Origin of the sequence: Micromonospora tulbaghiae (assembly GCF_900091605.1) — a bacterium.
Taxonomy (GTDB): domain Bacteria; phylum Actinomycetota; class Actinomycetes; order Mycobacteriales; family Micromonosporaceae; genus Micromonospora; species Micromonospora tulbaghiae.
This window is the reverse complement of record NZ_FMCQ01000001.1, coordinates 989,825-1,015,597: the sequence shown is the minus strand read 5'-3', so window position 1 is coordinate 1,015,597 and position 25,773 is coordinate 989,825. Positions and strand designations below refer to the sequence as shown.

General features: G+C 74.1%; 23 protein-coding genes. 14 read left to right on the top strand and 9 right to left on the bottom strand.

Going from position 1 to position 25,773, the window contains the following annotated elements; all coding sequences use genetic code 11:
• The first annotated feature begins 99 nt into the window (after positions 1 to 99).
• Entirely contained in the window at positions 100 to 555 is a 456-nt protein-coding gene (locus GA0070562_RS04950) for a gamma-glutamylcyclotransferase (RefSeq protein WP_013284020.1), read from the top strand.
• A gap of 74 nt (positions 556 to 629) precedes the next feature.
• Here the strand turns inward: GA0070562_RS04950 and GA0070562_RS04945 are convergent, their stop codons facing one another.
• The 4 genes from GA0070562_RS04945 to GA0070562_RS04930 are packed head-to-tail and all read right to left on the bottom strand — an operon-like array spanning position 630 to position 3,977.
• Positions 630 to 1,592 (bottom strand): GNAT family N-acetyltransferase, encoded by a 963-nt coding sequence (locus tag GA0070562_RS04945; RefSeq protein ID WP_091415489.1) that lies wholly within the window; start codon positions 1,590 to 1,592, stop codon positions 630 to 632.
• 42 nt (positions 1,593 to 1,634) lie between these two features.
• A complete protein-coding gene (locus tag GA0070562_RS04940; protein WP_091415485.1) occupies positions 1,635 to 2,375 on the bottom strand; it encodes an SCO6745 family protein in 741 nt (246 codons plus the stop codon).
• 43 nt (positions 2,376 to 2,418) lie between these two features.
• Complete coding sequence (locus GA0070562_RS04935; RefSeq protein ID WP_091415481.1) at positions 2,419 to 3,345, bottom strand: hypothetical protein; 927 nt, start codon at positions 3,343 to 3,345, stop codon at positions 2,419 to 2,421.
• Positions 3,346 to 3,347: 2 nt separating this feature from the next.
• Positions 3,348 to 3,977, bottom strand: a complete 630-nt coding sequence (locus tag GA0070562_RS04930) for an MBL fold metallo-hydrolase (RefSeq protein WP_091415478.1) — start codon at positions 3,975 to 3,977, stop codon at positions 3,348 to 3,350.
• Positions 3,978 to 4,101: 124 nt separating this feature from the next.
• Between GA0070562_RS04930 and GA0070562_RS04925 the strand changes: the two genes are divergently transcribed.
• Positions 4,102 to 5,091, top strand: a complete 990-nt coding sequence (locus tag GA0070562_RS04925; protein ID WP_091415474.1) for a DUF4349 domain-containing protein — start codon at positions 4,102 to 4,104, stop codon at positions 5,089 to 5,091.
• On the opposite strand, the gene GA0070562_RS04920 is transcribed toward GA0070562_RS04925, so the two are convergent.
• Both GA0070562_RS04920 and GA0070562_RS04915 read right to left on the bottom strand, forming a co-directional pair.
• The gene (locus GA0070562_RS04920; RefSeq protein WP_091415471.1) at positions 5,048 to 6,307 is read right to left on the bottom strand and encodes an amidohydrolase; all 1,260 of its coding nucleotides are present in this window, start codon (positions 6,305 to 6,307) and stop codon (positions 5,048 to 5,050) included. The genes GA0070562_RS04925 and GA0070562_RS04920 overlap by 44 nt on opposite strands.
• 471 nt (positions 6,308 to 6,778) lie before the next feature.
• Positions 6,779 to 8,362: an acyl-CoA mutase large subunit family protein gene (locus GA0070562_RS04915; protein ID WP_091415467.1), complete on the bottom strand. Its 1,584-nt coding sequence runs from the start codon at positions 8,360 to 8,362 to the stop codon at positions 6,779 to 6,781.
• A 203-nt stretch (positions 8,363 to 8,565) separates the two neighbouring features.
• On the opposite strand from GA0070562_RS04915, the gene GA0070562_RS04910 reads away from it, so the two are divergent.
• Complete coding sequence (locus tag GA0070562_RS04910) at positions 8,566 to 10,593, top strand: serine/threonine-protein kinase (RefSeq protein ID WP_091415464.1); 2,028 nt, start codon at positions 8,566 to 8,568, stop codon at positions 10,591 to 10,593.
• 49 nt (positions 10,594 to 10,642) lie between these two features.
• Positions 10,643 to 12,307 carry a phospho-sugar mutase gene (locus GA0070562_RS04905; protein WP_091415461.1) on the top strand — a complete coding sequence of 555 codons (1,665 nt, stop codon included), beginning with the start codon at positions 10,643 to 10,645 and terminating at the stop codon, positions 12,305 to 12,307.
• A gap of 55 nt (positions 12,308 to 12,362) precedes the next feature.
• Here GA0070562_RS04905 and GA0070562_RS04900 read toward each other — a convergent pair whose 3' ends face one another.
• On the bottom strand, positions 12,363 to 13,049 hold the full coding sequence (locus GA0070562_RS04900; RefSeq protein ID WP_091415458.1) for a GOLPH3/VPS74 family protein: 687 nt from the start codon (positions 13,047 to 13,049) through the stop codon (positions 12,363 to 12,365).
• A gap of 159 nt (positions 13,050 to 13,208) precedes the next feature.
• Positions 13,209 to 13,841, bottom strand: a complete 633-nt coding sequence (gene upp, locus GA0070562_RS04895; RefSeq protein ID WP_091415454.1) for a uracil phosphoribosyltransferase — start codon at positions 13,839 to 13,841, stop codon at positions 13,209 to 13,211.
• A gap of 136 nt (positions 13,842 to 13,977) precedes the next feature.
• Here upp and deoC point away from each other — a divergent pair, with 136 nt between their 5' ends.
• The 10 genes from deoC (at position 13,978) to GA0070562_RS04845 (ending at position 25,290) form a co-directional block, all read left to right on the top strand.
• Positions 13,978 to 14,937: a deoxyribose-phosphate aldolase gene (gene deoC / locus GA0070562_RS04890; RefSeq protein ID WP_091415451.1), complete on the top strand. Its 960-nt coding sequence runs from the start codon at positions 13,978 to 13,980 to the stop codon at positions 14,935 to 14,937.
• A 5-nt stretch (positions 14,938 to 14,942) separates the two neighbouring features.
• A complete protein-coding gene (locus GA0070562_RS04885; RefSeq protein WP_091415447.1) occupies positions 14,943 to 16,373 on the top strand; it encodes an aldehyde dehydrogenase family protein in 1,431 nt (476 codons plus the stop codon).
• Positions 16,366 to 17,190 carry an aldehyde dehydrogenase family protein gene (locus GA0070562_RS04880; protein WP_091415442.1) on the top strand — a complete coding sequence of 275 codons (825 nt, stop codon included), beginning with the start codon at positions 16,366 to 16,368 and terminating at the stop codon, positions 17,188 to 17,190. Before GA0070562_RS04885 ends, GA0070562_RS04880 begins: the two co-directional genes overlap by 8 nt.
• Positions 17,191 to 17,245: 55 nt before the next feature.
• Positions 17,246 to 17,692: a BlaI/MecI/CopY family transcriptional regulator gene (locus GA0070562_RS04875; RefSeq protein ID WP_026268060.1), complete on the top strand. Its 447-nt coding sequence runs from the start codon at positions 17,246 to 17,248 to the stop codon at positions 17,690 to 17,692.
• Positions 17,693 to 17,702: 10 nt separating this feature from the next.
• Positions 17,703 to 18,608 (top strand): M56 family metallopeptidase, encoded by a 906-nt coding sequence (locus tag GA0070562_RS04870; RefSeq protein WP_091415439.1) that lies wholly within the window; start codon positions 17,703 to 17,705, stop codon positions 18,606 to 18,608.
• Between the two features lie 102 nt (positions 18,609 to 18,710).
• A complete protein-coding gene (locus tag GA0070562_RS04865; RefSeq protein ID WP_091415436.1) occupies positions 18,711 to 19,958 on the top strand; it encodes a cytochrome ubiquinol oxidase subunit I in 1,248 nt (415 codons plus the stop codon).
• An 11-nt stretch (positions 19,959 to 19,969) separates the two neighbouring features.
• Positions 19,970 to 20,977, top strand: coding sequence for a cytochrome d ubiquinol oxidase subunit II (locus GA0070562_RS04860; protein ID WP_091415432.1), 1,008 nt, complete (start codon positions 19,970 to 19,972; stop codon positions 20,975 to 20,977).
• A complete protein-coding gene (gene cydD, locus GA0070562_RS04855; RefSeq protein ID WP_091415430.1) occupies positions 20,974 to 22,671 on the top strand; it encodes a thiol reductant ABC exporter subunit CydD in 1,698 nt (565 codons plus the stop codon). The genes GA0070562_RS04860 and cydD overlap by 4 nt, the downstream gene beginning before the upstream one ends.
• 97 nt (positions 22,672 to 22,768) lie before the next feature.
• Positions 22,769 to 24,544: a thiol reductant ABC exporter subunit CydC gene (gene cydC, locus GA0070562_RS04850; protein ID WP_254663737.1), complete on the top strand. Its 1,776-nt coding sequence runs from the start codon at positions 22,769 to 22,771 to the stop codon at positions 24,542 to 24,544.
• A gap of 62 nt (positions 24,545 to 24,606) precedes the next feature.
• Positions 24,607 to 25,290 (top strand): permease prefix domain 1-containing protein, encoded by a 684-nt coding sequence (locus GA0070562_RS04845; protein ID WP_091415424.1) that lies wholly within the window; start codon positions 24,607 to 24,609, stop codon positions 25,288 to 25,290.
• Positions 25,291 to 25,304: 14 nt separating this feature from the next.
• Here the strand turns inward: GA0070562_RS04845 and GA0070562_RS04840 are convergent, their stop codons facing one another.
• Positions 25,305 to 25,646, bottom strand: coding sequence for a PadR family transcriptional regulator (locus tag GA0070562_RS04840; RefSeq protein ID WP_091415420.1), 342 nt, complete (start codon positions 25,644 to 25,646; stop codon positions 25,305 to 25,307).
• Positions 25,647 to 25,773: the final 127 nt, after the last annotated feature.

Sequence of the window (25,773 nt, the reverse complement as noted above, 5' to 3'; positions counted from 1 at the left end):
CGAAGCTCACAATGCTCACAGTGACTTTCTTCTCCCCGTCGGGTTCGACACGCACTGTCGTATTCTCCCCCACCCGTCAGCCGGGCTATCGTCGTCGCCGTGCGTCTCTACGCTGCTTACGGCTCGAACCTTGACCCCGCCCGCATGCGCGCCTACTGCCCGCATTCGCCGATGGTGGGCACCGGCTGGCTTGAGGGGTGGCGGCTCACCTTCGCCGGCGAGGACGTCATCGGGTGGGAGGGCTCGGTCAGCACCGTGGTCGAGTCCCCCGGTGACCGGGTGTTCGTGGCGCTCTACGACATCCACCCGTACGACGCCGCGCAGCTCGACGAGATCGAGGGCGTGACCGCCGAGACGTACCGCCGGCTGACGGTGCGCGTCTCGACGCTCGACGGCGACGTGACCGCGTGGGTCTACGTGTTCGACGGGTACGAGGGCGGGCTGCCCACGGCGTGGTACCTGTCGGAGATCGCGAACGCCGCGGAGAAGGCGGGCGCGCCGGACGACTACGTCACCGAGCTGCGGTCCCGCCCCACCGGCACCGCGTCCGCGTAGCGCGTCTCCCACGCTCACAGTGTGCGCCGCGCGGCCTGCCGGTCGCTCGGCGACCCCGGTTCGGGGGTGCCGGGTCACACCCGCGAGGCGGGCACGCTCCGCTCGTACATGTCGACCCAGCGCTCCTCCACCAAACCGACGGAGCGGTAGAGCGTGACCGGCGCGGTCGGGTTGGCCAGGTCTACGCCGAGCCCGGCCCCGGCGCGGCCCTTCGCCGCGTAGACCGCGAAGGCCCGGCGCAGCAGCGCCGCGCCCACCCCCCGACGCCGGTACGCGGGCAGCACCGACAGCGTCCGCACCCACCCCCGGTCCTGGTCGAGCGCCTGGTCGGAGGACTGGAGCGCACCGGCCGGCTCGCCGTCGACCTCAGCCAGGAACCACTCGTCCCAGACCTTGCCGTACGACGGCAGCAGGTCCCGCCACTGCTCGAAGTCGAGCGGGTCGTGGTCGGGGGTGTCCCGGAACGCGGTGTCGTAGATCCGGTGGAACAGCCGCATGTCGCTCTCGTCGTCGGCCCGCAGTGGCCGGACGGTCACCCCCGGCGGGGGCGCCGGCTCGGCGGGCAGGCCGGCGAGCGAACGGCTCATCCGGATGTAGCGCTTGATCCGGGTGAACCCGGCCTCGGTCAGCTCACCGGCCCAGCGGGTCTCCGGCGCGTACACGCCGGCGCGGGCGGTCAGCGCGGACAGGCCGCGCTCGGCGGCCCGCTCGGCGACCCGCTCCAGCAGCCGCGCCAGCAGCGGCGCGCGCAGGTCGGCGCCGCGGTCGGGGTCGACGAGGACATCCACCCACTCCCGGCCCACGCCGCTCGGGTTGGCCAGGATCGACCAGGCCACCGCCGTACCGTCCGGGTCGGTGACCAGCCATGAGTCCCGGGCCGGGTCGACGAACGGCGCGGTCAGCGCGGACCGCACGTCCTCTTCGTCGAAGTCCGGGTAGCCCACGGCGAACGTGTCGGCGGCGTGCACCACCGCCAGGATCGCGGGCACGTCGTCGAGGGTCGGGCGGCGGGCCGACCAGCCGGCGGGGAGCGTCACGGGCCAGATCCTGGCAGCCGGACCGGCCGCGTCGCCTCCCATTTATCCGCCGCGGGCGCGCTGCCGCGCGGCGCCGAGCAGACTCAGCAGCTCAGCGCCCTCGGCGGCGCTCAACGAGCGGAACGCCGCCGACGCCAGCCGGTCGGTCACCGCCTCGGCCCACAACCGGCGCCGCACCAGCGGCCCGACCGGCGGGTACGGGGGCACCCAGCCGCACGCCGCCGCGCCCGTCTCGCCCTCCGGCCCGGCCAGCACCGCCTCCAGCGGCGTCAGCCCGGCCGCGCGCACCGCCAGCAGGTACGCCCCGGCGAAGTGCTCACGCAGCAGCAGCATGCCGACAGCCGCCCGCGCACCGGGTGACGGATCGGGCACCGGCATGGCCCGCCAGGCGGCGAACAGTGGCATGCCGCTGCCGTCCGCCGCGTCGACCGCCCGTCCCAGCAGCGCGGCGAGCCGCGACGACCCGGCGCCGTCGCCCAGCCGGGCGGTGCCCCACCGGCAGCACTCGGCCAGGTTGGCGGCGGCCACCTCCAGCGGCGGGACGGTCCGCGCGGCGGCGTCCCAGCCGTCCGTGACCGCCTCCGGTGCGATGAAGCCGAGCGCCGCGGCGACCGTCTCGGCGCGGACGTCACCGAGCGCCCCGGCCCGCCCGGTGATGTAGAAGGCCCACCCGGAGATGCCGAGCAGCCGTGCCCGGCGCAGCGTCGACGGGCAGCGGGCGAACGCCTCCCCGAGTTCGAGCACCAGCGGTTTGCAGGCGGCGGCGAGCTGCTCCGGGGTCATCGGCGGCCCGTCACCGTCACTCCACCGTAGCCATTCATCACGCTCAGTCTGCCCGGTCGTCACCGGAGTCGGAATCCCCCTCTTCGGCGTCGAGCGCCTCCAACACGGCCTCCACCTCACCGGCCCGGCGCCGGGCCGCGGTGACCGCCCGTTCCGCGCCCCGGCGGGCCAGCCGCGCCCGGCTCAGCTCCTGCTCGGCCACGGCCCGGCGACGTTCCAACTCGGCCAGTTCGGTCTCGATCCGGTCCAGCGTCGCGGCGCCGTCCCGCTCGGCCGCGTCGGCCGTGGCCAGTTCCTTCTCGGCCCGGTCCAGGTCCGCGCGGGCCCGGGTCAGCTCCCGGGTCGCGGTCCGCCGCCGTCCGGCCCGTTCGGCCCGCGCCGCCCGCTCGTCGCGGGCCCGGCGCGCGTCGGCCCGCTCGGCCGCCCGATCCGGTACGACCGGCGCCTCCTCGCCCCCTGTCACGAGCCGGAGCTGGGGGCGGGGCACCTCGCCGAACCCGGCGTAGTGGCTGGCCCGCAGCAGGCGTCCGGCGCGTACCTGCTCGGCCACCTGGGTGTCCGACAGCGCGGCGTTGAGTGTCGCCTCCACCTCGCCCAACGGCAGCTTCCCGGCCGGGGGCGCGGCGGGTTCGGCGGCGGCGAGCCGACGTACCTCCGCCACCAGCGCCCCCACGACGGCGCGCCGCTGCGCGGACAGTTCCCGGAGCTTGCCGCCGCGCAAGTCGCGCTGTGCGGCGCGCAGCGACTCGGCCAGCTGGGTGAGGTCGGCGACCAGCTCGGGCCGGCGGATCGCCAGCAGGTTGACCAGCCACGCCGCCACGGTGGGCCGGCGCAGCTTGCCGATCTCCCGGGCGGTACGCGGGTCACCGGACTGCCGCGCCCGCGCGACGGCGGCGTCCCGGGCCGCGACGAACCGGTCCGGCGGCGTGGCGTAGAGCTGCCGGATCACCTCCGCGGGCACCTCGGCCATGTTCAGGCGTCGATCCGGGTGCCCGGCTCCAGTCGGCGGTAGTCGGTGTTGGACATCGCCGTGTACTGCCGGTCCAGCACGCCGAAGCCGTTGTCGTTGAGCAGCCCGTCGTGCAGCGCGTACGCCCGGCGCGGCGCGACCGCGCGGATGAAGTCGACCACCTCGGAGAACTTCGACCAGGGCGCGTGTATCGGGGCGAACAGCGTGTCCACCTGCACGTCGTCGGGCACGAACAGCGCGTCTCCCGGGTGGTAGACCACGTCGGCGAAGAGGTAGCCGATGTTCTGGATCACCGGGATGTCCGGGTGGATGACCGCGTGCTGCCCGCCGTACGCCCGCACCGGCACCCCGGCGACGGTGAACGACTGTCCGGGCTCGACCGTCACCAGCGCCTCGGCGGCGTCGCCGAGCACGCCGGCCAGAGACGCGGGACCGTGCACGGGCACCGGCCGCCGTTCCAGCGCCCGGGTCAGCGTGGCGACGTCCACATGGTCCGGATGTTCGTGGGTGATCAGCACCGCGTCCGCCCCGTCCAGCGCCGCCGGATCGCTGAAGACACCGGGGTCGACGACGAGCACCGCACCGTCGTGCTCCAGCCGGAGGCAGGAGTGCGCGTACTTGGTCACCTGCATCGTGACTCCTCGAATACCGAATCGTGATGTCCTGAGCGCAGTCTGCCGGAACCGGCGCGACCACGCGTCACGTCCGAGGTATCGGTCCCGGTTGGCGGGGCCGCCGACGATCGGAGTACGGGGTATGGGCGGACGACGACTCCGGGGCGTGGCCCTGGTGGCTGTGGGTCTGATAGCGGCGCTGAGTGTGGGCGCGTGCGGCGCGGGCGGTGACAGTGGCAGCGACTCGGCCGCGCCGGCGGCCGACTCAGGCGCGGGACGCGAGCAGGCCGCCGAGGGCGGCGCGGACGGCGGTGGCGCGGACCGCGACCAGGCCGCTCCCGGCGGCACCGGCGGCGCGGACCTGCGGGTCGACCAGCGATCCATCATCTACACCGGGACCATGCAGGTCCGGGTGGACGATGTGGAGGCCGCGGCGCGGGAGGCGGTCACCGCCGTCACCGCGGCCGGCGGGTTCGTCGGCGCCGACCGGCGGTCGAGCCGGGACGCCGAGGCGCGGGCCGCACTGACACTGCGCGTGCCGGCGGACCGGTTCAGCGCGGTGATCGACCAGCTCGCCGGCTTCGGCCGGCAGGAGCGCCGGGAGATCCGCACCGAGGACGTCACCGAGCAGGTGGTCGACCTGGACGCCCGGATCGCCACCCAGCGGGCGCGGGTGGAGAGCGCCCGCAAGCTGCTCGCCCGGGCCACCTCGGTGGACGAGTTGGTGCGGCTGGAGAACGAGGTGGGCAGCCGGCAGGCGGACCTGGCCTCGCTGGAGGCCCGCAAGCGCCGGCTGGCGGACCTGACCTCGCTCTCCACCATCACCGTGACGTTCCTCGGTCAGGACGCCAGCACCGCCGAGGAGGAGGCCGACCTGGGCTTCCTGGCCGGGCTGGGCGGCGGCTGGACGGCGTTCCTGGCCTCGGCCCGGGTCCTGCTCACAGTGCTCGGCGCGGTGCTGCCCTTCGCGGTCGTGATCGGCGTACCGCTGTGGTTGCTGCTTCTGTGGCGGCGCCGGGTGCGGGCCCGGCGGACGCCGCCGGGCCCCGAACCGGTGCCGATGCCGGCGGGGCTGGCCGGCGGTCCGGTCAGCGCGCCGCCGCCAGTGCCCGCAGCGCGGTCTGGACCATGAGGCGTACGCCCGCCTCGATGGCGCGCTCGTCCACGTCGAACGAGGCCCGGTGCAGGTCCACGTTGGGCCCGCTCCGGCCGACGCCGAGGCGGGCGAGCGCACCGGGCACGTGCTCCAGGTACCAGGAGAAGTCCTCGCCGCCCATGCTCTGCGGCGTCTCGGCGATGCCGTCGGGGCCGAGCGCCGCGGCGGTGGCGGCGGTGAGCACGCCGATCGCGCGGGCGTCGTTCGTCACCGGGGGCCGGCCACGCAGGTATTCCAGGTCGACCGTGGCGCCGGTGGGGGCGAGCACGTCCCGCACCACCTGAGCCACGATCTCGGGCGCCTGGTCCCAGGTGTCGCGGTCCATCACCCGCAGCGTGCCGGCCGCGCACGCCTCGGACGGGATGACGTTGTAACGGGTGCCGGCCGAGGCGTGGCCGAACACCAGCAGCAGCCCGCTGTTGGCCGGCACCCGGCGGCTGATCAGCGTCGGCACCTCGGTGACCAGGCGGCCGAGCGCGTCCACGAGGTCCACGGTCAGGTGCGGGCGGGCGGTGTGCCCGCCCGGCCCGGTGAGGCGGACGGTGACGTTGTCGGCGGCGGCGGTGATCGGGCCGACCCGCAGGCCGACCTTGCCCACCGGCAGGTTCGGGTCGCAGTGCAGCGCGAAGATCTGCACCACGTCGTCCAGGCCGCCGGCCTCGATGACCTCCAGCGAGCCGCAGGGCAGGATCTCCTCGGCGGGCTGGAAGATCAGCCGGACCCGGCCGTCGAGCCGGCCCGTGTCGGCGAGCTGGGCCAGCAGCATGCCGACGCCGAGCATCACCGACGTGTGCACGTCGTGGCCGCAGGCGTGGCAGACGCCCTCCACGGTCGAGCGGTACGGCACGTCCTTCGGGTCGCTCAGCGGCAGCGCGTCGATGTCGGCGCGGAGCGCGATCACCGGCCCGTCCGGGCGTCCGTCGATGTCGCAGATGACGCCGTTGCCCTTGGGCAGCAGGCGCGGCTTGAGACCGGCGAGGGACAGCTCACGGTGTACCAGGGCGGCCGTCTCGAACTCCTCGCCGGACAACTCCGGGTGGGAGTGGATGTGGCGGCGCGTTTCGATGAGGCCGGGTACGCGCAGCGCGAGCAGATGGTCGAGCTCGAAGGGCAGGGGCTGGTAAGCGGTCGGCGCCTCGGGCCGGGACGACGACAGCAGGCCGCCGGAAGGCAGCGTCAACGCACTCGTCACGTCGAATTCTCGATCACTAGAAGTGGATGGATCTTCGGGTCGGACAGCAGACAGCCTAGACCTCCGGCGGTGACGCTGCGCAACATCTTTCGCGTAGCGGTCGGACCGCGCAGCGTCACGAATCCCCTGGTGAGAGGGCTCGAATATCTGCGGGACAGCAGGTAGATCGCGGTCGAACGCCGTCATCCGCCTCCCACCTCCTACAACGCGTAACCGTTTCAACGGCCACAAATACCGGCCCGTCGTTCCGAATTGTCGCATTAGTCGCGGCAATTAACTGTCGCTCCGACAATTGCACGACAACTGTCGGCTGCCGGAAGACTCCCGACGGTGACACGAGGGTCCGACCGTCGACCGCACAGCCTGTCCGTCCCGTTCACCCGATCCGGTTACCCGAATCGCCGAATCGCACACGCGAAGGCGGCCCGCGCCGCACACCGAGGGTGCACGGCGGGGCCGCCTCCGGACAGTTCAGAACCGGTCGCTGGGCCGGTAGATCCCCCACACCTCGCGCAGCGTTCCGCAGACCTCGCCGACCGTCGCGCGGGCGCGCAGCGCCTCCTTCATCGGGTAGAGCACGTTGGCGTCTCCCTCGGCGGCGGCACGCAGCTCGGCCAGGGCCCGCTCGACCGCGCCCGAGTCCCGCTCGGCGCGCAGCCGGGCCAGCCGCTCCCCCTGCGCCGCCTCGATCGCCGGGTCCACCCGCAGCGGCTCGTACGGCTCCTCCTCGTCGATCTGGAACCGGTTGAGCCCGACCACCACCCGCTCACCCGAGTCGATCTCCTGGGCGATCCGGTACGCGGACTGCTCGATCTCCCGCTTCTGGAAACCGGCCTCGATTGCGTCCACCGCCGAACCGTGGTCGAAGACCCGGTCCATCAGCTCGGTGGCCGCCGCCTCCACCTCGGCGGTCATCGCCTCCACCACGTACGAACCGGCGAACGGGTCGACGGTGGCGGTCAGGTCCGTCTCGTACGCCAGCACCTGCTGGGTCCGCAGCGCCAGCCGGGCCGCCTTCTCGGTGGGCAGCGCGATGGCCTCGTCGAAGCTGTTGGTGTGCAGCGACTGGGTGCCGCCGAGCACCGCGCCGAGGCCCTGCACCGCCACCCGGACCAGGTTCACCTCCGGCTGCTGGGCGGTGAGCTGGACGCCCGCGGTCTGGGTGTGGAACCGCAGCATCATCGACTTCGGGTTCTTCGCGCCGAACTCGTCGCGCATCAGCCGGGCCCAGATCCGCCGGGCGGCGCGGAACTTGGCGATCTCCTCCAGGAGCGTGGTGCGGGCCACGAAGAAGAACGACAGCCGGGGCGCGAAGTCGTCCACGGCCAGCCCGGCGGCGAGCGCCGCGCGGACGTACTCGACGCCGTTGGCGAGCGTGAACGCGACCTCCTGCGCGGGCGACGCGCCGGCCTCGGCCATGTGGTAGCCGGAGATGGAGATGGTGTTCCACTTCGGCACCTCGGCCCGGCAGTAGGCGAAGGTGTCGGCGACCAGCCGCAGCGAGGGCTTCGGCGGGAAGATGTACGTCCCCCGGGCGATGTACTCCTTGAGGATGTCGTTCTGGATGGTGCCGTTGAGCGCCGCACCGGGGACGCCGTTCTCCTCGGCCACGAGCTGGTAGAGCAGCAGCAGCACCGAGCCGGGCGCGTTGATGGTCATCGAGGTGGAGACCTTGTCCAGCGGGATGCCGCCGAACAGCGTGCGCATGTCCTCGATGGAGTCGATGGCAACGCCGACCTTGCCCACCTCGCCGTGCGCGATCGGGTCGTCCGAGTCGTACCCCATCTGGGTGGGCAGGTCGAACGCGACGGACAGGCCCATGGTGCCGGCACGCAGCAGCTGGTGATAGCGCGCGTTGCTCTCGGTCGCGGTGCCGAAGCCGGCGTACTGCCGCATGGTCCAGGGCCGGGAGGTGTACATCGTCGGGTAGACCCCGCGGGTGTACGGGAACTCGCCCGGCTCGCCCAGCCGGGCGTCCAGGTCCTCGGGAAGGTCTGCCGCCGTGTAGACGCCCTGGATCGGGAAACCCGACTCGCTTGACCGCGCATCGCTCATTACCGGATGGTAGGACGCGCAGACCGCCTGGTGGGTGAGGGATACCGCACACCTCACGGCGGCGACCCACCGGAGGTGAGCGGCCGACCACATACCGTCGAGTAGCTAAACGCCCGCCGCGTCGGGTTTCGCATCGGGCGTCGGAACCAGCAAGATAGGGGGGTTGTGTCCCAGCCCCCTCGATATCCCCCGGTGGCTTTTCTGTGACTCAGATTCCGACGTGGAGCGGCGGACCGGCCAGTCCCCCCACTGGACGCGCGGCGCCCGGCACCACCATCGGTGGTCGCTACTCGCTGCGCTCCCCGGTGGGCAACGGAGGCATGGGCACGGTCTGGCGGGCCACAGACACGTTGCTGCGCCGTGATGTGGCGGTCAAGGAGGTCGTCCTCCCGCCGGGGCTCGCCCCGAGCGACCGCGACGCGCTCTACGAACGGACGCTGCGGGAGGCCCGTGCCGCCGCCGCGATCCAGCACCCGGCAGTGGTGCAGGTCTACGACGTGGTCACCGAGGGTGGCCGTCCGTGGATCGTGATGGAGCTGCTGGACGCCCGCAGCCTGGCCGACATGGTGATCGAGGACGGGCCGGTCGCGCCGCGCGCCGTCGCCAAGATCGGGATCGCGCTGCTCGGCGCGCTGGAGGTGGCGCACGCCATCGGCGTGCTGCACCGCGACGTCAAGCCGGCGAACGTGCTGATCTGCACCGACGGCCGCTGTGTGCTCACCGACTTCGGCGTCGCCCGGATGCCCACCGACGTGCAGCTCACCACGCCCGGCATGGTGCTCGGCTCGCCGCACTTCATCTCGCCCGAGCGGGCCATGGGCCAGGAGTTCGGGCCGCCGAGCGACCTGTTCTCGCTCGGCGTGACGCTCTACACGGCGGTCGAGGGCCGGCCCCCGTTCGACAAGGGCGACCCGATCGAGACCATGCACGCCGTGGTCGAGGACCCGCCCGCCACGCCGCAGCGCAGCGGCCCGCTGACCGGCGTGCTGATGGGGCTGCTGGAGAAGGACCCGGCCCGCCGGATGGACGTGCACCGCGCCCGGGCCAACCTGCGCGAGCTGCTCGCCGGGCCGCTGACCAGCACCGCGACCGCTGTCAACTCGGTCACCGACCCGTACGCGGTGGTGCCGGTTCCGCGCCCGACCACGCCGCCGGCGATCGCGGCGGAGCCGAAGCCGAGCGGGCAGATCGGCGGCCGGGCGATGATCAGCCCGGACGAGTCGCTCACCGACCGGCTCGCCGCGCTGCGCCGCGGTGAGCGGCCCCAGGCCGAGAAGGCCGCGGCGGGTGCCGCCGCGCTCGACGAGACCAGCGCCGACGCGCTGGCCGGCCCGCTGCACACCCCGACCGGCGCGATGTCCGGGCCGGGCACGCCGGAGGCCACCCAGCGCATCTCGCCGGACGCCACGGTCCGGCTCGGCCAGGGCGCCGGGGCGGACGCGACCCAGGCGGTGCCCACCGCCACGCCGGCCACCTACGGCCGCACCGTCGACGCCACCCAGCCGGTGTACGGCGGCGGAAACCAGTGGTCGGTGCCCGGCACCGGCCAGGCGTGGACCACCCCGGCCACCGCACCGGCGGCCGGCGGAGGTGCCCTCGGCGCGACCAAGGGGTTGCTCGGCCGGGTGAAGGCGTGGCCGCGCAAGGTCCAGCTCGCCGCCGCCGGTGGCCTCGCCGTGGTGCTGCTGGTGAGCGTGATCGCGCTGACCAGCGGCGGCGACGACGACGGGCCGCCGCCGATCGTGGGCACGCTGCCGTCGAACTCGGCCGCCGCCGCGCCGGAGATGCAGGAGCAGACCGTCAAGGGCATCACCATCCAGGTGCCGAAGGGCTGGCAACGGCAGACCGGCGGCCTCTTCGTCGACTACGTCGACCCGAACGACGAGGGCCGCAAGGTGCGGGTCATCGCCGAGAAGTGGGGCGGCACCTCGATCAGCTGGGCCGAGTTCGCCTCGCGGAACCTGAAGAGCAAGACCGCGAACAGCAAGACCTGCCCGGCCCCCTACACCGAGTTGTCAGTCTCCGAGCAGCCACTCGCCGGCCAGACCGCGGGCCAGCTCGAATACACCTGCGGCGAGGGCGAGGCCATGCGGCACGGCATCTGGCGGGGCCTGGTCAAGGACGGCAAGGTCTACTCGTTCTACCTCTCCACGACCGACGCACGATTCGCCGAGAGCAAGCCGATCTTCGACGCGATGGTCGACTCGTTCCAGCTCACGGCGACGAACTGAGTCGAGGCCGGCGGCCATTGGTGATCCGCCGCCGTGCTTTCATGAGGCAATGGCGGCGGATACCACTGACCTTGACGACCTTCGCGTGCAAGCCGAGCGCTGGCTCGCCGACGACCCGGACCCGGCCGGCCGCGCCGAGCTGCGCGCGGTCCTCGACGGGCTGCCCGGCACGGCGGCCGACCTGGCCGACCGGTTCGCCGGTCCGCTGACCTTCGGCACCGCCGGGCTGCGCGGCCCGTTGCGCGCCGGGCCCAACGGCATGAACCTCGCCGTGGTCACCCAGGCCGCCGCCGGGCTCGTCGGCTGGCTCGCCGCCCAGGGCGGCGAGGGCCCACTGGTGATCGGGTACGACGCCCGGCACGGCTCGCTGGCCTTCGCCGAGCGCACCGCGCAGGTGGCGACCGGTGCGGGCCGGCCGGCACTGCTGCTGCCCCGGCCGCTGCCCACGCCCGTGCTGGCGTTCGCGGTCCGCCAGCTCGGCGCGGTCGCCGGAGTGATGGTCACCGCCAGCCACAACCCGCCGCAGGACAACGGCTACAAGGTCTACCTGGGCGCGCAGCTCGGCGGTGACCTGGGCGCCGGCGCGCAGATCGTGCCGCCCGCCGACGCCGGCATCGAGGCCGCCATCCGGGCGGTCGGCCCGCTCGCGGCGGTGCCGCTCGGCCCGGCCGGGCAGGTGCTCGGCGACGACCTGGTGGCCGCGTACGTCGAGCAGGCCGCCGCCGTGGTGGACCCGGCCGGACCACGGGATCTGAAGGTGGCGTACACGCCGCTGCACGGGGTGGGCGCCGCGGTGCTGACGGCCGCGTTCGCGCGCGCCGGTTTCGGCGTTCCCGGCGTGGTGCCCGAGCAGGCCGAGCCGGACCCGGCGTTCCCGACCGTCAGCTTCCCCAACCCGGAGGAGCCCGGCGCGGTGGACCTGCTGGTCGCGCTCGCCGACCGCACCGGCGCGGACATCGCCGTCGCCAACGACCCTGATGCGGACCGCTGCGCCGTGGCGGTACGCGACGCCGGGTCCTGGCGGATGCTGCGCGGCGACGAGGTGGGCGCGCTGCTCGCCGATCACCTGATGCGGCGCGGCGTGACCGGCCTGTACGCCACCACGATCGTGTCGTCGGCGCTGCTGCGGGCCATGGCGGCGGCCCGGGGTCTGCCCTACGACGAGACGCTCACCGGGTTCAAGTGGATCGTTCGGGCCGGCGGCGGCCGGGAGCCGCTGGTGTACGGCTACGAGGAAGCGCTGGGCTACTGCGTCGCGCCCGGTCACGTACGCGACAAGGACGGCATCACGGCCGCGCTGACGGTCGCCGAGCTGGCCGCCGGTCTCAAGGCCGAGGGCCGTACGCTCCTCGACCGGCTGGACGAGCTCGCCGCCGAGTTCGGCGTGCACCACACCGAGCAGCTCTCGGTCCGGGTGGAGGACCTGCGGGTGATCGCGGACTCGATGGCCCGGATCCGGGCGGCCACGCCGACCGCGCTGCTCGGGCAGCCGGTGACCGAGGCGTCCGACCTGCTTCCGGACGCGGACGTGGTGATCCTGCGCACCGGCGCGGCCCGGGTGGTGATCCGGCCCTCCGGCACCGAGCCGAAGCTCAAGGCGTACCTGGAGGTGGTGGAGCCGGTGAGCGGCGGCGACGTGCCGGCTGCCCGGCAGCGCGCGCGGGCCGCCGTGGCCGAGCTGCGCAACGAGATCGCCGCCGCCCTGGGGCTCTGACGGTCCGGTGCGTCTGCCGTCGCTCCGGCGACGACGGACGCACCCGTCACCGGCCTCAGCCTGCGGCAGGCCGCTTGCCGAGGGCGGCGTCGACGGCCTGGCCCAGCGCGGCGATGACCAGGCTGATCGACGGGCGCACCACGCTGTCGTCCAGGCTCACGGTGCCGGAGAACCCGGCGCCGGCAGCGATCTCCTCCAGTCGCCGGCCGGCGTCCTCAGCTGCCGCGCCGGTCAGCCCGAGCGCGGGTTCCATCCGCAGCACCGCGACGAGCGTGGCCAGCGCGGCGGTCCGCTCGTCCGGGAGCTGCCCGCTGGTCAGCGCGTCGGCCAGCCGCCGCCGGATGTCCGCCTCGACCGAGGCGTCCGCCACCGGGTAGCGGTGCACGTGGATGAAGCCCAGCTCGGTCTCCTCCACGTCCCGCACCACGCCCCGCCCGCAGAGGTCGGAGAGGATGCGGTCGCGCAGCCCGTGCCGCAGCCGCTGTACCCAGGACGACGGCGTGTGCGGGGTCTCCGCGGCGATCTTGGCGAGGACGGCGTCCGCGATCGGCTCGCCGGTCGGGGCCGGGTCGACCACCGCCAGGTTCCCGTCCGCGTACGCGACCCGTCCGGCCAGGGCCAGCTCGACCAGCACCGCGGCGGCCATGCCCAGGTCCAGGCTGATCCGCGGCATGGTGGCCTTGCCGGTTTCGTCGTCATACGCGAGGAGCAGCAGCTCCTCGGCGAGCGCAACACCAGTCATGGCCCGGAACGCTAGCGCCTCCCCGCACCCCCGCGCACCGACTCGCCGGGGCCGCCCGATTCACGCCGAGAGGGCCCCTTCCCAGCGGGAAAGGGCCCTCTCGGCCGAATAGCCGGATCCCGGGGTCGCCGGGTCGAACCGGATCCCCGGACGGCCGGGTCAGAAGCGGGGCATGCCGCCGAACTGGCGGTCGCCGGCGTCGCCCAGGCCGGGGACGATGAACTTCGAGTCGTTCAGTCCCTCGTCGATCGAGGCGGTGACCAGGCGCAGCGGCAGGCCGGAGCGCTCCAGCCGCTCGATGCCGACCGGGGCGGCCAGCACGCACAGCACCGTGATGTCGGTGCAGCCGCGGTCGGCGAGCAGCCGGCAGCAGTGCTCCAGCGAGCCGCCGGTGGCGAGCATCGGGTCGAGCACCAGCACCGGCAGGCCGGCGAGGTCGCGCGGCAGCGACTCCATGTACGCGCGGGGCTCGTACGTCTCCTCGTCGCGGGCCAGGCCGACGAAGCCCATCGACGACTCGGGCAGCAGGCCGAGCGCGGCGTCGGCCATGCCGAGACCGGCCCGCAGCACCGGCACCAGCAGCGGCGGGTTCGCCAGCCGGGTGCCCTCGGTGGCGGTGACCGGGGTCTGGATCGAGTACTTCTCGACCGGGAAGGAGCGCGCGGCCTCGTACACCAGCATGGTGGTGAGTTCGCGCAGCGCGGCCCGGAACGACGACGAGTCGGTCCGGGCGTCCCGCATGGCGGTCAGCCGCGTCTGGGCGAGCGGATGGTCAATGACGGTTACGTCCACGATCGCTCAACCTACCGTTTGGCGGCCGGGCGCAGGGCAGGTGCGGTACGACCAGCGACACCGCTCACGTATGACGCTCACGACCGGTCGATCGTGAGCAAGATCACTCGACTCGCGGGTGCGTACTATTCGGGGCATGACGGCGACAACGACGTCGGCCCGGTCGGACCTCACCGAGCTGGGACGATCCGAGACCGCTCTGCGGACCTTCCTGCACGGCCTGCCCGGCGTGGACCAGGTGGGCGCGGAGCAGCGGGCGGCGCAACTCGGCACCCGCTCCATCAAGACCACGGCGAAGGCCGAGGCGATCGACCTGGCGATCCGGATGGTCGACCTGACCACCCTGGAAGGGGCGGACACCCCGGGCAAGGTGCGGGCGCTGGCGGCGAAGGCGCTGCGCCCCGACCCGGCCGACCCGAGCTGCCCGCACGTCGGCGCGGTCTGCGTCTACCCGTCGATGGTCCCGCACGTGGCCGAGGTGCTGCGCGGCTCCGGCGTGCACCTGGCCAGCGTGGCGACCGCGTTCCCGTCCGGCCAGGCGCCGCTGGAGATCAAGCTCGCCGACGTGCGGGCAGCGGTCGAAGCGGGCGCCGACGAGATCGACATGGTGATCAACCGGGGCGCGTTCCTGGCCGGGCGCTACTCCGAGGTCTACGACGAGATCGTGGCCACCAAGGAGGCATGCGGGAACGCGCACCTCAAGGTCATCCTGGAGACCGGCGAGCTGGCCACGTACGACAACGTGCGGCGCGCCTCCTGGCTCGCCATGCTGGCCGGCGGCGACTTCATCAAGACCTCCACCGGCAAGGTCCCGGTCGCGGCCACCCTGCCGGTGACGCTGGTGATGCTGGAGGCGGTCCGCGACTTCCGCGCCGCCACCGGGCGTCAGGTCGGCGTCAAGCCGGCCGGTGGCATCAAGACCACCAAGGACGCCATCAAGTACCTGGTCATGGTCAACGAGACGGTCGGCGCCGACTGGCTGAGCCCGGACTGGTTCCGGTTCGGCGCGTCGAGCCTGCTCAACGACCTGCTCATGCAGCGCACCAAGCTGACGACCGGCGTCTACGCCGGCCCCGACTACTTCACCCTGGACTGAACGCGATGTTCGAATACGCTCCCGCCCCCGAGTCCCGCTCGGTGGTGGACCTCAAGCCCTCGTACGGGCTCTTCGTCGACGGCGCGTTCGTCGACCCGGCTTCCGGCGGCAGCTTCAAGTCGGTGAACCCGGCCTCCGAGGAGGTGCTGGCCGAGATCGCCGAGGCGGGCGAGGAGGACGTGGACCGCGCGGTCCGCGCCGCCCGGACCGCGTACGAGAAGGTCTGGGGTCCGATGCCGGGCCGGGACCGGGCCAAGTACCTGTTCCGGATCGCCCGGATCATCCAGGAGCGCTCGCGCGAGCTGGCGGTGCTGGAGTCGCTGGACAACGGCAAGCCGATCAAGGAGTCCCGCGACGTCGACCTGCCGCTGGTCGCCGCGCACTTCTTCTACTACGCGGGCTGGGCCGACAAGCTCCCCCACGCGGGCTTCGGCCCCGACCCGAAGCCTCTCGGCGTGGCGGCGCAGGTCATCCCGTGGAACTTCCCGCTGCTCATGCTGGCGTGGAAGATCGCCCCGGCGCTGGCCGCCGGCAACACGGTGGTGCTCAAGCCGGCCGAGACCACCCCGCTCACCGCGCTGCTGTTCGCCGAGATCTGCCAGCAGGCCGACCTGCCCGCCGGTGTGGTGAACATCGTCACCGGCGCCGGCGACACCGGCCGGGCGCTGGTCGAGCACCCGGGCGTGGACAAGGTCGCGTTCACCGGCTCCACCGAGGTCGGCCGCGCCATCGCCCGCTCGGTCGCCGGCACCCGCAAGAAGCTCACGCTGGAGCTGGGCGGCAAGGCCGCGAACATCGTCTTCGACGACGCCCCGATCGACCAGGCCGTCGAGGGCATCGTCAACGGCATCTTCTTCAACCAGGGCCACGTCTGCTGCGCCGGATCCCGGCTGCTGGTCCAGGAGTCGGTGGCCGACCGGGTGCTGGAGTCGCTCAAGCGCCGGATGGCCCAGCTCCGCGTCGGCGACCCGCTGGACAAGAACACCGACGTCGGCGCGATCAACTCGGCCGCTCAGCTCGCCCGGATCCGGGAGCTGTCCGACGCCGGGTCCGCCGAGGGCGCCGAGCGCTGGTCGCCGCCGTGCGAGCTGCCCGAGCGCGGCTTCTGGTTCGCGCCGACCATCTTCACCGGCGTCACCCAGGCGCACCGGATCGCCCGCGAGGAGATCTTCGGCCCGGTGCTGTCCGTGCTGACGTTCCGCACCCCGGCGGAGGCCGTCGAGAAGGCCAACAACACGCCGTACGGGCTGTCGGCCGGGATCTGGACCGACAAGGGCTCCCGGATCCTGTGGCTGGCCGACCGGCTGCGCGCTGGCGTGGTGTGGGCCAACACGTTCAACAAGTTCGACCCGACGTCGCCGTTCGGCGGTTACAAGGAGTCGGGCTACGGTCGCGAGGGCGGCCGGCACGGGCTGGAGGGGTACCTCAATGTCTGAGCGGGTCGCGGTACGCAAGACGTACAAGCTCTTCATCGGCGGGAAGTTCCCGCGCAGCGAGTCGGGACGGTCGTATCTCGTGCAATCGGCGAACGTGTCTCTTGCCTCCCGGAAGGACGCGCGGGACGCGGTCGTGGCCGCCCGTGCCGCGGTGAAGGGCTGGGCCGGGGCGACCGCGTACAACAGGGGTCAGATCCTCTACCGGGTCGCCGAGATGCTGGAGGGCCGGCGCGAGCAGTTCGTGGCCCTGGGCCTCCCGGCCGACGAGGTGGACGCGGCGATCGACCGCTGGGTCTGGTACGCGGGCTGGTCCGACAAGCTGTCCCAGGTGTACGGCGGCGCGAACCCGGTGGCCGGCCCGTACTTCAACCTGTCCGCGCCGGAGCCGACGGGCGTGGTGGCTGCGGTGGCCCCCGAGGAGCCCGCGCTGCTCGGCCTGGTGAGCGTGATCGCCCCGGCGATCGTCAGCGGCAACACTGTGGTGGTGGCCGCCTCCCCGGTGGCGCCGCTGGCGGCGGTGACGCTCGCCGAGGTGCTCGCGACCTCGGACCTGCCCGGCGGGGTGGTCAACATCCTCACCGGCCGGCTGGCCGAGACGGTGCCGACGCTCGCCGCGCACATGGACGTCAACGCGATCGACCTGACCGGCGTCGCCGACGCCGAGCTGGCCGCCGACCTGGAGATCAGGGCCGCGGAGAACCTCAAGCGGGTGCTGCGGCCGGCCCCGGCGGACCACGACTGGCACGCCGACCCCGGCATCACCCGGATGACCACGCTGCTGGAGACCAAGACGGTCTGGCACCCGAAGGGCGTCTGACCCGGGCGGTCCCCGGGGGTCGGAAGGGATCTACTACCGGGGGTAGGATTGCCGGGTGACTCGGCTGGGGGACCTTGAGCGTGCGGTGATGGACGTGCTGTGGGACGCGGCGCCCGCCTCGTCGGGCGGGGTGACGGTACGCGAGGTCGCCGACGCCCTGGACGGCCGCGAACTGGCCTACACCACTGTCATGACAGTGCTCGACCGGCTCGCCGGCAAGGGCATGGTGCAGCGCGAGCGGGAGGGGCGGGCCTGGCGTTACCGCCCGGCCGCCACCCGCGAGGCGCACATCGCCCAGCTCATGCTCGAAGCCCTCGACCTCGGCGGCAGCCGGGACGCCGCACTCGTGCGCTTCGCCCGCTCGGTGACCGGCACGGAGGCGGACGTCCTCCGCGCCGCGCTCGGCGCCGAGGCCGGGGCGACGGTCGAGGACGGACCGGCGGGCCGGGTCGAGAACCCCCGGCCCGGTCGGCCGGCGCTCGACGAGGCGACGGACCGGTAGGGCGGCTGCCGTGGCGTACGCCCTGCACTTCGCCGCGATCATCCTGGCCTGCTGGCTGACCGCGCAGGTCCTCGCCGCCGCGCGCTGGACCTGGCGGGCGCCCCGGGTGGCGATCATCTGCTGGCAGGCGGTCGGGCTGGCGCTCGGACTGTCGGCCATGGGGCTGCCGATGGCGCTGGGGCTCGACGCGTACGACCGGGCGACCGGGTACGCGCTGCTGGCCCTGGCCGACGACCTGGCCCACCGCACGCTGCCCGCCGGGGTGGGCGCGGTGCACCTCAGCCTGGTCGGCGTCGGTCTCGGTATCGGCGCGGTGCTGCTCACCACGACGGTACGTAGCCTGCACGGCGCGGTCCGCGCCCAGCGCCGGCACCGGGAGCTGCTGCACCTGGTGGCCCGGCGCGACCCCACGGTGCCCGGCGCGCTGGTGCTGGACCACCCGAGCGCGGCGGCGTACTGCCTGCCCGGGGTGCGTCCCCGGGTGGTGGTGAGCGCCGGCACGCTCGACCTGCTCGACCCGGCCGAGCTGGCGGCGGTGCTCACCCATGAGCGGGCGCACGCCCAGGAGCGGCACGACCTGGTGCTGCTGCCGTTCACCGCGCTGTGCCGGGCGCTGCCCTGGTTCCGGTGGGTACGGGATGCGCACGCGCGGGTGGCGCTGCTGGTCGAGATGCGCGCCGACGACAAGGCCCGGGAGCTGCACGCGGACGCGCCGCTCGCCGGTGCGCTGCGCCGGTTCGCCGCCGCCGAGCACCGGGTGCAGCCGGCGGGCACGCTCGGACTCGGCGACCGCGACCTCGACGTACGGGTGCAGCGGCTGCTCGTCGCGGACCGCCCGCCGCGGGTGCTCGGCGCGATGGCGCTGGCCGTCGCGGGCACGCTCGTGTCCCTGCCGTTCGCCCTGTTCCTGAGCTGACCTCACCCCTACGGGACTTCTCCGGGTTCGCGCGCTCCTATAGGTAGGGAGGCTACGTGTAGGTTGGCTACGACAAGAGAGCCAACCCATGGGAGGACGACAGTGGACCCGCTGCTCCTCGCCCGCCTCCAGTTCGCCACCACCACCTCGATCCACTTCCTGTTCGTGGCGGTCACGCTCGGCCTGGTCACGCTGCTGGTCGGGTTGCAGACCGCCGGCTACCTGACCGGCAAGCCGGTGTACGAGCGGCTGACCCGGTTCTGGGGCCAGCTCTACGTGATCAACTACGTGCTCGGCATCGCCACCGGGATCGTGATGGAGTTCCAGTTCGGGCTGAACTGGAGCGGGCTGTCGCGCTACGTCGGGAACGTGTTCGGCGCGCCGCTGGCCATCGAGACGCTCGTGGCGTTCTTCCTGGAGTCCACGTTCCTCGGCATGTGGATCTTCGGGTGGCACCGGCTACGGCGCGGCGTGCACCTGGCGCTGCTCTGGGGCGTGGCGATCACCGCGTACGCCTCGGCCTTCTGGATCATGGTGGCGAACGCCTGGCTCCAGAACCCGGTCGGGTACGAGGTCCGCGACGGCGTCGCCCACCTCACCGACTTCGGCGCGCTGCTCACCAATCCCACGTTCGGCATGGCGTTCGGCCACGTCGTCTCGGCCGGCCTGGTCACGGGCGGCCTGCTGATGGCCGCGGTGAGCGCCTGGCACCTGCTCCGGCGTACCCCCGACTACGCGCTCTTCCGCACCTCGCTGCGGCTCGGTCTGGTCACCGCCGCGCTCTCGGTCAGCATGCTCCAGGGCTTCGGCTTCGCCCAGTTCGGCCCGGTCGCGCAGCTCCAGCCGACCAAGTTCGGCGGCGGCCCCGATCGCGACGCGCTCGTGACCGACTGGACAGCGCGGTTCGGCCCCGGCGACTGGGAACCACCGGTGCTCTCCAACGTCGGCCTCGGCTTCATGATCCTGATCGGCTTCACGCTCGGCGCCGTCTGGCTCCTGCTGCCGCTGCTCTGGCGGGACTGGATCATCCGGCTGAAGGTCCCGCTCTGGCTGATCCTGCTCGGTCTGCCGCTGCCCTTCGTGGCGATGCTGCTCGGCTGGATCGCCCGCGAGGTCGGCCGCCAGCCCTGGGCCGCGTACGGGCTGCTGCCCACCGCGCAGGCCGTCTCGCCGGTCTCGCCCGGGCTGATGCTCACCTCGCTGATCGGGTTCAGCCTGCTGCTCGGCGCGCTCGCGGTGACCAACTGGGTGCTGCTGGCCCGGCACGCCGCCCGCGGGGCGCACGACCCGGCGCTCGGCCGCCCGCCCGCGCCCGACAGCGACGCCCACCACCAGCCCGTGTTCGTCTGAGGGAGCCCACCGTGGAACTCGCCTGGTACGCCCTGCTCGGCCTCTTCTTCGCCGCCTACCTCGTGCTCGGCGGCTACGACTACGGCGTCGGCCTGATGCTGGCCCGGCGCGGCCCGGCGCCGGGCAGCCGGGCCACGCTCACCGCGCTCGGGCCGTTCTTCCTCGGCAACGAGGTCTGGCTGGTGGCCGCCGTCGGCATCCTGTTCGGCGCGTTCCCCCGGCTGGAGGGCGAACTGCTCTCCGGCTTCTACCCGGTCGTGCTCGCCGCGCTGACCGGAGTGGTGCTGGTGACCGCCGGGGTGCAGTTGCGCAGCCGCCCGGCCTCCGCCACCGCTCGCGCCCGCTGGGACCGGGTGGTGGTGGCCGGCTGCGTGCTCGCCGCGCTGGGCTGGGGCGCGCTGCTCGCCGGGCTGCTCCAGGGCGTGCCGTTGAGCGGGGACGGCCACGTGGTCGGTGCCGGTCATCTCGCCACACCGTTCGTCGCCGCCGCCGGGCTGGCGCTGCTCGCGCTGGTAGCGGTGCACGGTGCGACGTTCCTCACGCTCCGGCTGCCCGCCGCCGAGGCCCCGGCGCTCGCCCGGCTGGCGAGCGGCCTGGTGCCCGCCGCGCTCGTCGCGGTCGCCGCGGCCACCGTCCTGGGCCTGCTCTCCGATCGGGTACGCGCCGCTGTGGCGCGCCCGGCGGCCGCCGTACTCCTGCCGTTGGTGCTCGTGGCGGCGCTGCTGGCGGCCCGCGCGGCGCTGCGGCGGGGCCGGGCCGGGACGGCCTTCGCGGCGACCGCGACGGCGCTGGCGCTTCCGGCGCCGCTGATCGGAGCCGCGCTCTGGCCCCGGATCCTGGTCTCCACCACCGACCCGGCGGCGTCGCTGACAGTGGCCGAGGCGGCTGCCAGCCGCCCGACGCTGGCCCTGTTGGGATGGCTCGCGTTACCGCTCCTGCCGGCCCTACTAGGCTTTCAGGCGATGTGCTGGTGGGTTTTCCGGGGACGGATCGACGGCAGGGCACCGGTGTACTGGTGAACCGCCGCCCGTTCGACCCGCGTCTGCTGCGTCGGGTCCCCGCGGCCCGGCGCGACCTCGCCGTGCTCGCGGTGCTGGGCGGGCTCACCGCGCTGCTGGTGATCGCCCAGGCCACCGCGCTGGCGACGGTGCTGGCCACGGCGTTCGACGGCCGGCTGCACCGGCCGGCGCTGGCCGGTTTCGTGGCCGCGGTCGCCGGGCGGGCGCTGGTGAGCTGGGCGCAGGGCACCGTGGCGGCGCGGGCCGCCGCGACGGTCAAGGCGGCGCTGCGCGCCGACCTGCTCGGCGCGGTCGGCCGGCACGGGCCCACCTGGGTCGCCGGGCAGCGGGCCGGGCAGCTCGCCACCCTGGCCGGGCGCGGGCTGGACGCGCTCGACCCCTACTTCACCGGCTACCTGCCGCAGCTCGTGCTGAGCGTCACCGTGCCGGTGGCGGTGCTGGCCCGGATCGTGTTCGCCGACTGGAGCTCGGCGCTGATCATCGCGCTCACCATCCCGCTCATCCCGATCTTCGGCGCGCTGCTCGGCTGGCAGGCGCAGGCCGCCACCGAACGGCAGTGGCGCCGGTTGTCGCTGCTCGGCGGGCACTTCCTCGACATGGTGGCCGGGCTGCCCACGCTGCGCGCGTTCGGCCGGTCCAAGGGGCAGGTCGACGTGGTACGCCGGATGGCCGACGGCCACCGCCAGGCCACCATGAAGACGCTGCGCATCGCGTTCCTGTCCGCGCTGGTGCTGGAACTGGTCGCCACGCTCTCCGTCGCGCTGGTCGCGGTGCCGGTCGGCATCCGGCTGCTCGGCGGCGGCCTCACGCTCTCCACGGCGCTGCTGGTGCTCCTGCTCACGCCGGAGGCGTACCTGCCGCTGCGGGCCGCGGGCAGCCGGTTCCACGCCAGCATGGAAGGGCTCACCGCGCTGGACGAGGCGCTCACGCTCTCCGCCACCGACGCACCCGCCACCACCGGGCCCGTCACCGCCGCCGAACCCCGGCGTCCGGCGCCGGCCGGCCGGGGCGAGATCCGCTTCGAGGGCGTGACAGTCGCGTACGACCGGACCACCGCGCTGCGCGACGTCACGCTGACCATCCGGCCCGGCGACCGGGTGGCGATCATCGGACCCAGCGGCGCGGGCAAGAGCACGCTGCTCAACCTGCTGCTCGGGTTCGTCGCACCGACCTCAGGCCGGGTCACCGCCGACGGGGTGGACCTGAGCGGGGTCGACCTCGACGCCTGGCGCCGCGAGCTGGCCTGGGTGCCGCAGCGGGCGCACCTGTTCGCCGGGTCGCTCGCCGACAACATCCGCCTCGGCGCACCGGACACCCCGGATGCCGCACTCGCCGCGGCGGTCACCGGCGCCGCGCTGGACGAGGTGGTCGACGCCCTGCCCGACGGGTTGGACACCCGCCTCGGCGAGCGCGGCCACGGCCTGTCCAGCGGGCAGCGGCAACGCGTCGCGCTCGCTCGCGCGTTCCTCCGGGACGCCCCGGTCGTGCTGCTCGACGAGCCGACCGCACGGCTGGACAGCGCCAGCGAGGCGGTGGTGCTGGACGCGACCCGGCGGCTGGTCGCCGGACGTACCGCGCTGCTCGTCGCGCACCGGCCCGCGCTGCTCGCCGCCGCCGACCGGATCCTGCGCGTCGAGGACGGCCGGGTCACCGAACTGCACGCGACCGCCACCGGCCCGGCGGTGCCCCGATGAGCCTCGTCCGCCCCGCCTGCCCGGTGGTGGCCCGGTGACCGCCGGCGACGGCGTGACGCCGGTGGGCCGCGAGCCCGCCGGGCCGACCGGGGTTCCGGTGGCGCCCTCCGGCTCGCCCGAGCCGCCCGCACCTGCCCGCCCCGGCGCCGAGCGGGCGGTGCTGCGACTGGCCCGGCCGTACCTGAGCCGGCTGCTCGGCGCCGGACTGCTCGCCGCCGCTACCGAGTTCGCCGGCCTGGCGCTCATGGCCACCGCCACCTGGCTGCTGATGAGCGCCGCCGGCCGGCCGCCGCTGGACCGGCTGACAGTGGCCATCGTCGCGGTCCGGGCGCTTGCGGTCAGCCGGGGCGTGTTCCGCTACACCGAACGGCTCGCCGGGCACGACGCCGTCCTGCGCATGATCACCGACGTACGGGCCCGCGTCTTCGCCACGCTCGCCGCCCGCCGCGAGACCGGCCGTCGCACCGGGGACGCGCTGAGCCGCCTGGTCTCCGACGTGGAGGCCGCTCAGGACCTGCTCCTGCGCGTCCTCGTGCCCGGGGCGGCGGCGGCACTGGTCAGCGTGCTCGCGGTCGGCGTCGCCGCGCTGATCTCACCACCGGCCGCCGGAGTGCTCGCGATCGGCCTGCTCGTAGCCGGCGTGGCGCTCCCAGCGCTCGCCACCCGGATCACCCGCCGCGCCGCCGACGAGGTGGCTCCGCTGCGCGGCGCGCTCGCCGTGGACGCGGTCGACCTCACCCACGGCGCCGCCGACCTGGCCGCGTTCGGGGCGACCGGCGCCGCGCTCGCCGCCGCGGACGAACGGGCCGGACGGCTGGCCCGGCTGGAACGCCGGCTCGCCGCGACCGGCTTCGCGGTGGACGCGCTCGGCGTCCTCGTCGGTGGCCTCACCGCCGCCGCCGTGGTGGTCGTGGCGCTACGGGCCGGGGTCGGTGGCGTGCTGGTCGGCGTCCTCGCGGTCGGCTCGCTCGCCGCCGTGGAGGTGGCGCTCGCGCTCGTCGCGGCGGCCCGCCAGCGCACCCAGCTGCGAGCCGGGCTGGCCCGCGTCGCCGACCTGCTCACCGAGCCCCCCACGGCGACACCGCAGACCACGGCGGAGCCCGGGACCGACGGCCACGACGTGCGGTTCTCCGACGTGACGGTCCGCTACCGGGCCGGCGCCGCCCCCGCCCTGGCCGGGTTCGACCTCGACCTGCCGGCCGGCCGCCGGGTGGCGGTGGTCGGGCCGAGCGGCGCCGGCAAGAGCACGCTCGCCGCCGTGCTCACCGGCGCGGTACGCCCCGACACCGGCCGGGTCACAGCCGGCGGCGTGCCGGTGTCCGAGATCCCGGCCGAGCACCTGCCCCGGGTGGTCGGCGGCCTGCTCGCCGAGGCGTACGTCTTCCACGCCACCGTCAAGGAGAACCTGCTCCTCGGCCGTCCGGACGCCACCGAGGCGGACCTGGTCGACGCGACCCGGGCGGCCGGCCTGCTCGACTGGGTACGCGAGCAGCCCGACGGCTGGGACACGGTGGTCGGCGAGCAGGGCGGGCAGCTCTCCGGCGGGCAGCGGCAGCGGCTCGCGCTGGCCCGCGCGTTGCTGGCCGCCCCGCCGGTGCTGGTGCTCGACGAGCCGACCGAAGGGCTCGACCCGGCGGCTGCGGACGCGGTGCTGGACTCCGCGCTCGCCGCCACCCCGGCCGGTCACTCGGTGGTGCTGATCAGCCACCGGCTCAGCGGTCTGGCCGGGCTGGACGAGATCGTGGTGCTCGAAGGCGGCCGGGTCGGGCAGCGCGGCCGGCACGACGAGCTGGTGGCACTCCCCGGCTGGTACCGGGAGCAGTGGCTGCGCCAGGAGGCGGCCGAGCGCGGTTACCTGGCGATCACGCCCTGACGCCCGGCCGATCGGGGTTTTCCCTGACGCGGGTGTCGCCCGTCGGTGGCAGGCTTGGCCGCATGCTGGTGCATGAGGAGGCAGTGGTCGACCGCCGGCTGCACGAGTTGTCCACGCGGTTGCACGGGCCGAACCGGCTCAAGGCCGACCTGCTGACCGAGGCGCGGCACGCGCTGGAGGACGCCGTCGAGGCGTACCGGGACGGGGGCCTGCCGCGGGCGGAGGCGCAGCGGCGGGCGGTCGCCGAGTTCGGCAGCGACGCCCAGCTCGTGCCGGGTTTCCAGGCCGAGCTGGCCGCCGGTGCGCTGCGCGGGCTGGCGCTGCGCACGCTCGTGGTGGCGGTGGTGCTCATCGCCGCCGGTGACCTGACCTGGCAGGGGTCGAGCTGGAGCGGCGGTCCGCCGCCGCCGCAGAGCTACCTGCTGCTCTCCGCGTCGCTGAACGGGATCTGGGGCGTGGTCGCCGCGCTGGCGCTGGTCGCGCTGCTGGTCGGCCCGCTCGCCGCCCGGTGGAGGTCACCGCGGCTCGTCCGCCCGGCGCGGCTGATCGGTTTCGGTCTTACCGGCAGCCTGCTGCTCGGCGCGGTCGCCGGGGGCGCGCTGTTCGGCTGGTCGATCGGGCTGTGGGACGCCGCGCTCACCTGGCCTCCCCTGATCATCGGGATGGTGGTGGTCTCGGCGGCCTGGTTCGCCCTGGCCCGGGCGGCCCGCTGCTGGGTGCTCGCCGACCGCCGGCTGGCCGGCTGAGCGGCCGGGCGCGGTCAGGCCGGTGCGGCGGGTGGCTCGTCCGCGCCGAGGAACCGCCCGACGGTGGCGCTGAAGTCGCGCCAGCCGGCCCGCTCCCCGGCGAGCGCCCGGCCACCGGCATCGGTCAGCTCGTAGGTGCGGCGCTCCCGGCCGTTCACGGTGCTCCAGGTGCTCGCCACCAGCCCGGCCCGCTCCAGCCGGCGCAGCGCCGGATAGATGGTGCCGGTGGGCAGATCCAGCGTGCCGCCGCTGCGGGCACGCAACGCCTCGATGATCGCGTAGCCGTGCAGCGCACCCCGTTCCAGCACGGCGAGCAGCAGCGCGTCCAGGTGTCCGTGCAGCGCCTGCGCCTTCATGCGTAGCAACGCTACTTGTCGTGCCGCCGCGTCGCCAAGGGGTGCGACTCCCGGTCGGAACCGTCGCCCACTAGGGTATGTGCGCAGAGTCACTCGGCGGCGCGACGCCGCCGGGTGGGCAACCCGA